The organism is Thermomonas sp. (assembly GCF_047606765.1).
GTDB lineage: Bacteria > Pseudomonadota > Gammaproteobacteria > Xanthomonadales > Xanthomonadaceae > Thermomonas.
This window is the reverse complement of sequence record NZ_JASGED010000003.1, coordinates 1-8,257: the sequence shown is the minus strand read 5'-3', so window position 1 is coordinate 8,257 and position 8,257 is coordinate 1. Positions and strand designations below refer to the sequence as shown.

At 61.9% G+C, this 8,257-nt stretch carries 10 protein-coding genes; 8 read left to right on the top strand and 2 right to left on the bottom strand.

From position 1 onward, the window contains the following. From QM612_RS00260 to lipB, 8 genes are all read left to right on the top strand, one after another. On the top strand, positions 1-517 hold a 517-nt coding region (locus QM612_RS00260; RefSeq protein ID WP_415251892.1), incomplete at its 5' end, for an FtsW/RodA/SpoVE family cell cycle protein. 704 nt (positions 518-1,221) lie between these two features. Then, positions 1,222-1,458, top strand: coding sequence for a type II toxin-antitoxin system RelE/ParE family toxin (locus QM612_RS00255; RefSeq protein ID WP_415251893.1), 237 nt, complete (start codon positions 1,222-1,224; stop codon positions 1,456-1,458). Between the two features lie 15 nt (positions 1,459-1,473). Beyond that, positions 1,474-1,770: a HigA family addiction module antitoxin gene (locus QM612_RS00250; protein WP_415251891.1), complete on the top strand. Its 297-nt coding sequence runs from the start codon at positions 1,474-1,476 to the stop codon at positions 1,768-1,770. A 92-nt stretch (positions 1,771-1,862) separates the two neighbouring features. After that, positions 1,863-3,017, top strand: a complete 1,155-nt coding sequence (gene mltB, locus QM612_RS00245; RefSeq protein WP_415251890.1) for a lytic murein transglycosylase B — start codon at positions 1,863-1,865, stop codon at positions 3,015-3,017. Further along, positions 3,014-4,225 (top strand): septal ring lytic transglycosylase RlpA family protein, encoded by a 1,212-nt coding sequence (locus QM612_RS00240; protein ID WP_415251889.1) that lies wholly within the window; start codon positions 3,014-3,016, stop codon positions 4,223-4,225. The genes mltB and QM612_RS00240 overlap by 4 nt, the downstream gene beginning before the upstream one ends. 169 nt (positions 4,226-4,394) lie before the next feature. Continuing rightward, positions 4,395-5,615, top strand: a complete 1,221-nt coding sequence (locus QM612_RS00235) for a D-alanyl-D-alanine carboxypeptidase family protein (RefSeq protein WP_415251888.1) — start codon at positions 4,395-4,397, stop codon at positions 5,613-5,615. Positions 5,616-5,714: 99 nt separating this feature from the next. Further along, positions 5,715-5,993, top strand: a complete 279-nt coding sequence (locus tag QM612_RS00230) for a DUF493 family protein (RefSeq protein WP_415251887.1) — start codon at positions 5,715-5,717, stop codon at positions 5,991-5,993. A 29-nt stretch (positions 5,994-6,022) separates the two neighbouring features. Further along, a complete protein-coding gene (gene lipB, locus QM612_RS00225) occupies positions 6,023-6,673 on the top strand; it encodes a lipoyl(octanoyl) transferase LipB (protein ID WP_415251886.1) in 651 nt (216 codons plus the stop codon). 71 nt (positions 6,674-6,744) lie between these two features. Here the strand turns inward: lipB and QM612_RS00220 are convergent, their stop codons facing one another. Next, entirely contained in the window at positions 6,745-7,425 is a 681-nt protein-coding gene (locus tag QM612_RS00220) for a hypothetical protein (RefSeq protein WP_415251885.1), read from the bottom strand. Continuing rightward, positions 7,422-8,156 (bottom strand): hypothetical protein, encoded by a 735-nt coding sequence (locus QM612_RS00215; protein WP_415251884.1) that lies wholly within the window; start codon positions 8,154-8,156, stop codon positions 7,422-7,424. Before QM612_RS00215 ends, QM612_RS00220 begins: the two co-directional genes overlap by 4 nt. Positions 8,157-8,257 lie beyond the last annotated feature (101 nt).

Here is an 8,257-nt window from a genome sequence, read left to right as displayed (position 1 = left end):
GATGGCCTGGTTCTGGCTGCTGCGGCCCTACCAGAAGGATCGCATCCTGACCTTCCTTGATCCGGAATCCGACCCGATGGGCGCAGGCTGGAACATTATCCAGAGCAAGATCGCCATCGGCGGCGGCGGCTTGCTCGGCAAGGGTTGGGGGCAAGGCACGCAATCGCATCTGGACTACGTGCCCGAACACACCACCGACTTCATCTTCGCGGTGCTGGCCGAGGAGTTCGGCTGGATCGGCGTGGGCGTGGTGCTGGCGCTGTACTTGTACGTGATCGGGCGCTGCCTGTGGATCGCCTCGGAAACGCGCGATGGTTATGCGCGCCTGCTGGTCGGCGCGCTGGGGCTTTCACTGTTCGTCTATGTGCTGGTCAACGGCAGCATGATCTCCGGCCTGCTGCCAGTGGTCGGCGTGCCGATGCCGCTGCTCAGCTACGGGGGCACCGCCCCGGTCATCCTGCTGCTGGGTTTTGGCGTGGTGATGGCGCTGAAGGGAAGGCGTGCGCTCAATCGTTGACGATGCGCAACACCGAATGACGGTGCTGCAATACCAAGGCGTTATGGAAGGTCTGAACAAGCCGTCATTCCGGCGAAAGCCGGAATCCAGCTGTTTGGTAAGTCACTGAAAAAGCTGGATCCCGGCTTTCGCCGGGATGACGTTTCGAGAGTTGTTCAGAGCTTCCTTATCGGACGCGCACGCCGGGCTCTCGATGCTTACAGTAGAGAAAATCAAGGACACAAGGCGTAAGGCTGCATGGGAAGAAGGTCGCAACCTGTCAAAAGGCTCTTGGGTTGGCTGCTTCTTGCGGCTTCTGCGTACATGCTTGGAGCCGGACTGGTCATCTCGGCAACAATACTCGGATGGATAGACTTACCCATTGACCGGCGAGGAGAGTGGGCACCGCTTACCCTGCCAATCATTACCGTGCTATCGGTCGCCTGGGGCTTCCTGGGCTTTCGCTATCTGGCGACATACCGTGCTTGGCAAGTGGTCACGGTGATAGCTGCTCTTGCGGTGGCGTCCGCTTGTTGGCTCATTTGGCAGTTCGGCCATGCCGCAGCCTGACAATGGGTATTGACCGGGCCGATCTCGATGCAGTGCGCACCCAGCAAGGCGGGCGTCAACAGGGCAGCATCTAACGCTTGACATTTAACGCTATGCGTTAAATCCTTCGCGTCGTGATCCAGTCCTTCCACTGCGCCGATACGCAAGCCCTGTTCATGACCGGCAAGAACCGCCGGTTCTCGGCTATTGGCAATGTCGCCACGCGCAAGCTGCAACAACTGGATTCGGCGGCAACACTGGAGTTCTTGCGCTCCCCGCCGGGCAACCGGCTGGAAGCCCTGAAAGGCGACCGCTCCGGGCAGCACAGCATCCGCATCAATGACCAGTGGCGCGTGTGCTTCGTCTGGACGGATGCAGGCCCTGCCCATGTCGAAATCGTTGATTACCACTGATCTGGAGAAACCCGCATGAAAAACGGTATGCGCCCCATCCATCCCGGCGAAATCCTGCGCGAGGATTTCCTGATTCCCCTGGGCATGAGTGCCAATGCCTTGGCCACCGCGCTGCGCGTGCCCGCGCCGCGCATCAATGACATCGTGCGCGAGCGCCGCGCCATCACCCCGGATACCGCCTTGCGCTTGGCGCGGTACTTCGGCGGCGATGCGCAGAGCTGGATGAATCTGCAAGTCGCGTTTGATCTGCGCACGGCGGAACTCACGGCGCGCAAGGCTATTGAGCGCGAGGTGCTTCCTCGGGCTGCGTGATGTGTCCAAGCCCGCACTGCCCAGCCGCAGTCCCCTTCAACCTGAATCACCCATTCGGGTTGCGCTTGCGGCTGCGTGCTACCCTCGCGCCGATGATCCGACGCGCACTTCCTTGCCTCGTCGCGCTGGCGCTTGCCGCCTGCGCCGTCCCGCCACCCAAGTCGATGCCGGAAGCTGCGCCGACACCGGCTGCCCCGGTCGATCCACTGGCGGCGGAAGTGCCGGCCCCGGCGGATGCGCCCACGCCCATCCCGTATTCCCCGGCGATGGAAGCCGCATGGCGCGCCGACTTCGCCCGCGAGACGGCGCAGCGCTACAGGATTCCGCAGGCCCGCATCGAGGCGGTGCTGGCGAGCGCGCAAGTGCGCCAGCCGATCATCAATGCCATGTCGCGCCCGGCGGAGACCAAGCCTTGGCGTGACTACCGCCCGCTGTTCATCCAGCCCAAGCGGATCGACGATGGCCGTGCCTTTCTTGCCCAGCATCGCGATGCGTTGCAGCGCGCCGAAGACAAGTACGGCGTGCCGAAGGAGATCGTAGTCGCCATCCTTGGCGTGGAAACCAGCTTCGGGCGGGTCAAGGGCAACCATGCCGTCGTCGATGCGCTGTACACGCTCGCCATCGCCTATCCGCGTACTGGTGATCCGGCCCGCGCCGAGCGCGAGAACCGGCGGCAGGCGTTCTTCCGCGACGAACTGGCGCAGTTGTTCAAGCTGGCGGAAGAGGAAGGCTTCGACATCGCCAGCCTGAAGGGCAGCTATGCCGGTGCGATGGGCTGGGGCCAGTTCATGCCGTCCAGCTACCGCGACTACGCGGTGGATGGTGATGGCGATGGTCGCCGCGACCTGTTCAACAATCTGGATGACGTGTTCGCATCGGTTGCCAACTATTTCGCGAAGAAGGGCAGTTGGCAGCGCGGTGCGCCGGTGATGCAGCGCGCGGTGCGCGATGCGACGGCTGCCGACTACGCCAACCCCGGCAACGCGGTCACGCTGAACCAGAGCCTCGACGGCCTGCGTGCGCTGGGGTATCGCGAAGCCGATCCGGTCGCGGTGCTGCATCTGGACAATGCCCGGCAGACAACGCCGGTGACGCTCATCACCCTTGATGGCGTGAGCGGGCCGGAATACTGGATCGTCTATAACAACTTCAAGGCGATCACCACGTACAACATCTCGCGCCTGTACGCGACCGCCGTGTACCAGCTGTCGCAGGCGATAGCCGGGCGCGACGTGGAGGCGTCATGAAGGCATTGACTCGTCTTGCCACCGTGCTTGCGCCGCTGGCGCTGGTGGCCTGCGCCACCACCGGCGGTGGTACTGCCGGCAACAGCAAGCCCGCGCCAGAGCACAAGCCGCAGCCGGAAGCCATCGCCAAGCCTGCTGCGCCCAAGGTTTCGCCCTATGCGCCTGCGCAGGAAGATGTGAGCAAGCGTGGCGACTACGTGGCCGGCGGGCTGTTCCGTCCGGGCGAGGCCGATACCGTGCCCGACGAGATCCCGGACGTGGATGCCATCCCGGAGCCGGAAGTGCGCGCCGAGCCGCGTTCGCGCGCCGGCAATCGCGACTATGCAGTGCTGGGCAAGCGCTATCAGGTGCTGGACAACCACAGCGGTTACGTCGAGGAAGGCCAGGCGTCGTACTACGGCAAGAAGTTCCATGGCAGGCTGACCTCCAATCAGGAGGTGTACGACATGTACGCTTTCACCGCTGCCCACAAATCGCTGCCGTTGCCCAGCTTCGCGCGCGTCACCAATCTGGACAATGGCAAATCGGTCGTGGTGCGGGTCAATGACCGTGGCCCGTTCCACAAGGGCCGCATCATCGACCTGAGCTATGCCGCAGCGGTCAAGCTGGGCTATCGCGACAAGGGCGTTGCCAATGTGCGGGTGGAAGCGCTGTCACCCGAAGATGCCAAGGCAGGCACCGGCACGAAGGCGGGGGGCGACAAGCAGAACACCGCCACCGCGATGGACAAATTGGTCGAACAACTGCCGCAGGCCGCGCGTGTCGCAGGCGAGGACGCCTACCGCTTCGACATGCACCGCGACGGCAAGGTGATGACGGCGGACGAGTTCGATGCGTGGATGCAGTCGCGCCGCGTGCGGGTTGCCACCGGCAAGCCGGGCAAGCCCGATGCGGTCAAGCTGGAAGTTGCACAGGCGCAGCCTGCGGTTGCCGTGCCGCCTGCAGCCGTTGCGCCGGCAACGCCTGCCACCACGCCGGGCACCGTGACCTTGCAGGTTGCCAGTTTCGCCAACCCGCAAAATGCGCAGCATGCACTCGCGCTGTTGCAGGATGCCGCCATCGCCCGCGCGCAGTTGCTTGATGCCGACATCAATGGCAAGAAGATCTGGCGGTTGCGGATTGGCCCGGTGACCGAGGCCAGCGCGCCGGAACTTGCGGCGCGGATTGTAGGCCTGGGGTTTGGGCAGCCGCAGCGGGTCAGGGATTGAGGGATGAAACCTGCTGCGGCTGAGTATTCATGCCGTCATGCCCGCGAAGGCGGGCATCCATGGACTTTGATCCTGCAAACGAAAACGTCCATGGGTTCCCGCATTCGCGGGAACGACGAAGCTAAAATCACATTCGCCGTGCTTGCTCGGCCTTGAGGAGTTTCCGTTGATGCGTTCCCGTTCACTGTTGTTCGTCGCACTCGCCACCGCCGGCATCGTGCTGGGTTCCGGCCTTGCCATTGCCCAGACTCCGCAGCCGGCACCCGCTGCAAAGCCCGCCGCGTTGAGCGACAACCTGCCCATCCCGGAAGCGCCCGCACCGGCCACCAGCAAGGCCTGGCTGGTGATGGACTACGCCACCGGACAGGTGCTGGCGGGCGAGAACATCGACACGCCGGTGGAGCCGGCCAGCATCACCAAGGTGATGACCAGCTACGTGATCGCGGCGGAAATGGCCGCAGGCAAGGTCAAGGCCACCGATCAGGTGATGATGAGCGAACACGCCTGGCGCACCGGCGGTGCCGGTACCGATGGCAGCTACAGCGGCTTCGAGGTCAACAAGACAGCGCCCTTGCTTGAGATGGAAAAGGGCATGGTGGTGCAGTCCGGCAACGATGCCGCCATCGCGCTGGCCGAACACGTCGCCGGCAGCGAGGCCGCGTTCGCCCAGTTGATGAACGCCTACGCTTCGAGGATCGGGATGAAGGCCTCGCACTTCGTCAATCCGCATGGCCTGCCGGCGGAAGGCCACATCACCACCGCGCGTGACCTTGCCATTCTTGGGCGTGCGTTGATCCGCGATTTCCCGGAAGCGTATGCCTACAACAAGATCAAGGAACTGACGGTCGGCCCGATCACCCAGCCCAACCGTAACCTGCTTTTGTGGCGTGACCCGTCGGTCGATGGCATCAAGACCGGCCACACCTCCAGCGCCGGCTATTGCCTGCTGGCCTCGGCCCAGCGTGGCGACCAGCGCCTGATTGGCGTGGTGATGGGCAGCACCAGCGAGAACCAGCGCGCGGTGGATGTGCAGGCGCTGCTCAACTGGGGCTTCCGCTTCCACGAAACCCACCGCCTGTACGAAGCCGGCAAATCGCTGGCCGCACCCAAGGTGTGGAAGGGCAAGGCCAACAGTCTGGCGGTGGGCGTGGCCCAGCCGCTGCTGGTGTCCACCCCGCGTGGCAAGTACGACCGCTTGAAGGCCACAATGGACCTGCCCAAGTCGCTGGTCGCGCCGATCAGCAAGGGCCAGAAGCTCGGCACGGTGAAGGTCGCGCTGGAAGGCAAGGTGATCGCGCAGGCACCGCTGGTGGCACTGGCCGATGTCGAGGAAGCCGGTTTCTTCAAGCGCCTGTGGCACGATCTGCTGATGTGGTGGCAGGCGGATTGATCCGCGATTGCAGCACCATGACAAAGGGCCGGCGAAAGCCGGCCCTTTGCGTTGCGGCCGGGCTTGGGATTGCCCGGCGCAGGGCGGATAATCCCCGCGATGAACATCCATTCCGACAATCCCGACCACGGTTTCCAGTTCCCCGGCACCTTCGAGCTGTCGGCGATGGGTGCCGCCGACCGGCATCTGGAACAGGTATTGCCGCAGCATCTTGCTGCTGCCGGTATCGAAGTGATGCACGAAACCGTCAACTGGCGGCATTCGTCCAGTGGCAAGTACGTCTCGGTGCGGATCGCCTTCCGCGCCAGTTCGCGCGAGGAATACGACCGCGCCCACCAGGCGCTGCGCGACCACCCGGAAGTGAAGTGGACGCTGTGAACAGTATTTCCCTTCTCCCCGCTTGCGGGGTGAAGGTGCCGAAGGCGGATGAGGGGCGCACCGCGATCCTTCGCGACCTCGCCCGGCAACCGTATGAACCCGTCTGGCGGGCGATGCAGGCCTTCACCGATGCGCGCGGCGATGACACGCAGGACGAACTCTGGCTTGTCGAACACGCGCCGGTCTTCACCCTCGGGCAGGCCGGCAAGCCCGAGCATGTGCTGATGCCGGGTGACATCCCGGTCATCCATGTGGATCGCGGCGGGCAGGTGACCTACCACGGCCCCGGCCAGATCGTGGCCTATCCGCTGCTCGACCTGAAACGGTTGAAGATCGGCGTGCGCGATTACGTCTGCAAGATCGAGCAGGCCATCATCGACACGCTTGCCGACTGGAACATCGAAGCCGCGCGCAAGGACGGCGCGCCGGGCGTCTATGTGGCCGGTGCCAAGATCGCTTCGCTCGGTATCCGCGTGCGCCGTGGCTGCACCTTCCACGGGCTGGCCTTCAACATCACCGCCGAATGCGTCGGCCCGTTCCAGCGCATCAACCCCTGCGGCTATGCCGGCCTGCAGGTGGTGGCGTTGCAGGATCTTGGCGGGCCGTCTTCGCTGGATGCGGTCAAACCCGCGCTGCTGGGGCATCTGGGCGACCAGTTCGGGCTACGCTGGTTATGTTGACGAATGCTGCCGGCCACAGTTTTGTATATGACGGAATCTACAAAGCCTGCATGCGATTGGTGATTTGGTCTCTATCGGATCAGTTCGCGACGGCCCCGCTCGAAATGGTTCTCAATCAGCGAAGCATCAAGCCCTGGATGTTGAGTCAGAAATTGCTGTTCGATCTCGGAAGCCCGAGGGTCGCCGCGTAGTCCAGCCAAGCGAATACCTGCAACGATCGGTTCGTAAGCGCCCTCATAACTGGCTGCCGACATATACATGCCCCAAAGGTAGGCTGCGAAAGCATTGTTGGTGTCTTGGAGAAGCGGGGCCAGTTCCATGCTAATTCGGCCAAGGTCGGCCACAAGGTCAGCATCGCTAATATTGTTCGGAAGGCGACCGTTCTTCTTGCGCGCTCTCTGCAAAGTCAATCCATCCATGGCCAATCGTTCGACTAGGAAAGCCTTTGCCATCACTTCCCCTGATTTCGCGCGAGCAGCAAGAAGGTCGTTGGGAAGTGAGCGATAGTATGCCGCCGTGGCTTTGCTCGGGATTCCGAGGCTGACTAGTGATGCTCCCTCGTCAGAGGCATCAAAAACCATCTGCGCTGCTGCAACTCGCGCTGGCGCGGATGAGCTTGAATCTGAGGGTGAGGTCTGCGGAGATGCTGCCTTCTCATGCGTGGGTTCGACTGTGGCAGGGTCGCCTTCGCAGCCGAACAAGCCCATGGTAATCGCCAAAGATGCAGAAAAATTTCGAATAAAATGTGTCATGGGCTGCACTCGTTTACTTTCATGTCTTTTGCCCATACGGCGCATGTATGCTGATTGAAAGCTTCCGCGAACGCATTCTGGCCGGCTGTGGTTGAAGCCACAGCTCCGTGGTAAATGCCGGCCAAACCCAAGCAAGTATTGAGATCAGAAGCAACTGAATAGCACTTGTCGATCATGTTCTCTCGAAAGTCGAGATCGCAGTTGCTTTTGTCAAATCCGAGTCCATAACACCGATCGTGCGTATCGCATTGGGCTGTAAATGAAACGCCTGCATAGGGACTGTCATAGTCCCCGGAGAATCCGTTGGGGATAAGCAAATTTATTGCAACGTTCATTGCTTGCTGCACTTCCCAAGAGGTGCCACACCCGTTTGGTCTCCAATCCGAGTCTGTATCTGGGGTGGATGGCGGTGACGTGAAGTTGCAGCCTACAGGCTGGTTGCTTTTCAGCTTCGAGCAGAATTCGGACTTGTCGACTTCGTAAAAAGGCGGAACGGGTTCGTCTGACATCGTCCAGTCAAATTGCCATTCTATGAACATCTCATCCAGAATTTCGGCGCATGCGTAGCCATAACAAAGCACATCATTGCCTGAGTCACTGGGAACACCTCTGATAGGAGGAAGGTTGACCGGAGGATCCTCTGCGTTGACCCCGACAACGATTCCAGCAGTGATCAGAATGACAAGTGTTTTTTCGAGGACGCCATGTCGTACCGTGCCGTATCTACTCATCGTGAGGGTCTGTCAAACAAACTGTGTAACTTGATTTGGTCATAGCGCGTCAAGCGGCACGCGCTCCTCACCGAACATCACCTGGAAGCTGTCCAGCGCTG

What these genes read in the sequence shown, in the direction of transcription:
- QM612_RS00240 (WP_415251889.1), top strand. Translation starts at nt 3,014, where the DNA reads ATGAAGGCATTGACTCGTCTTGCCACCGTGCTTGCGCCGCTGGCGCTG.
- QM612_RS00255 (WP_415251893.1), top strand. Translation starts at nt 1,222, where the DNA reads ATGACCGGCAAGAACCGCCGGTTCTCGGCTATTGGCAATGTCGCCACG.
- QM612_RS00230 (WP_415251887.1), top strand. Translation starts at nt 5,715, where the DNA reads ATGAACATCCATTCCGACAATCCCGACCACGGTTTCCAGTTCCCCGGC.
- QM612_RS00215 (WP_415251884.1), bottom strand. Translation starts at nt 8,156, where the DNA reads ATGAGTAGATACGGCACGGTACGACATGGCGTCCTCGAAAAAACACTT.
- mltB (WP_415251890.1), top strand. Translation starts at nt 1,863, where the DNA reads ATGATCCGACGCGCACTTCCTTGCCTCGTCGCGCTGGCGCTTGCCGCC.
- QM612_RS00220 (WP_415251885.1), bottom strand. Translation starts at nt 7,425, where the DNA reads ATGACACATTTTATTCGAAATTTTTCTGCATCTTTGGCGATTACCATG.
- QM612_RS00250 (WP_415251891.1), top strand. Translation starts at nt 1,474, where the DNA reads ATGAAAAACGGTATGCGCCCCATCCATCCCGGCGAAATCCTGCGCGAG.
- QM612_RS00235 (WP_415251888.1), top strand. Translation starts at nt 4,395, where the DNA reads ATGCGTTCCCGTTCACTGTTGTTCGTCGCACTCGCCACCGCCGGCATC.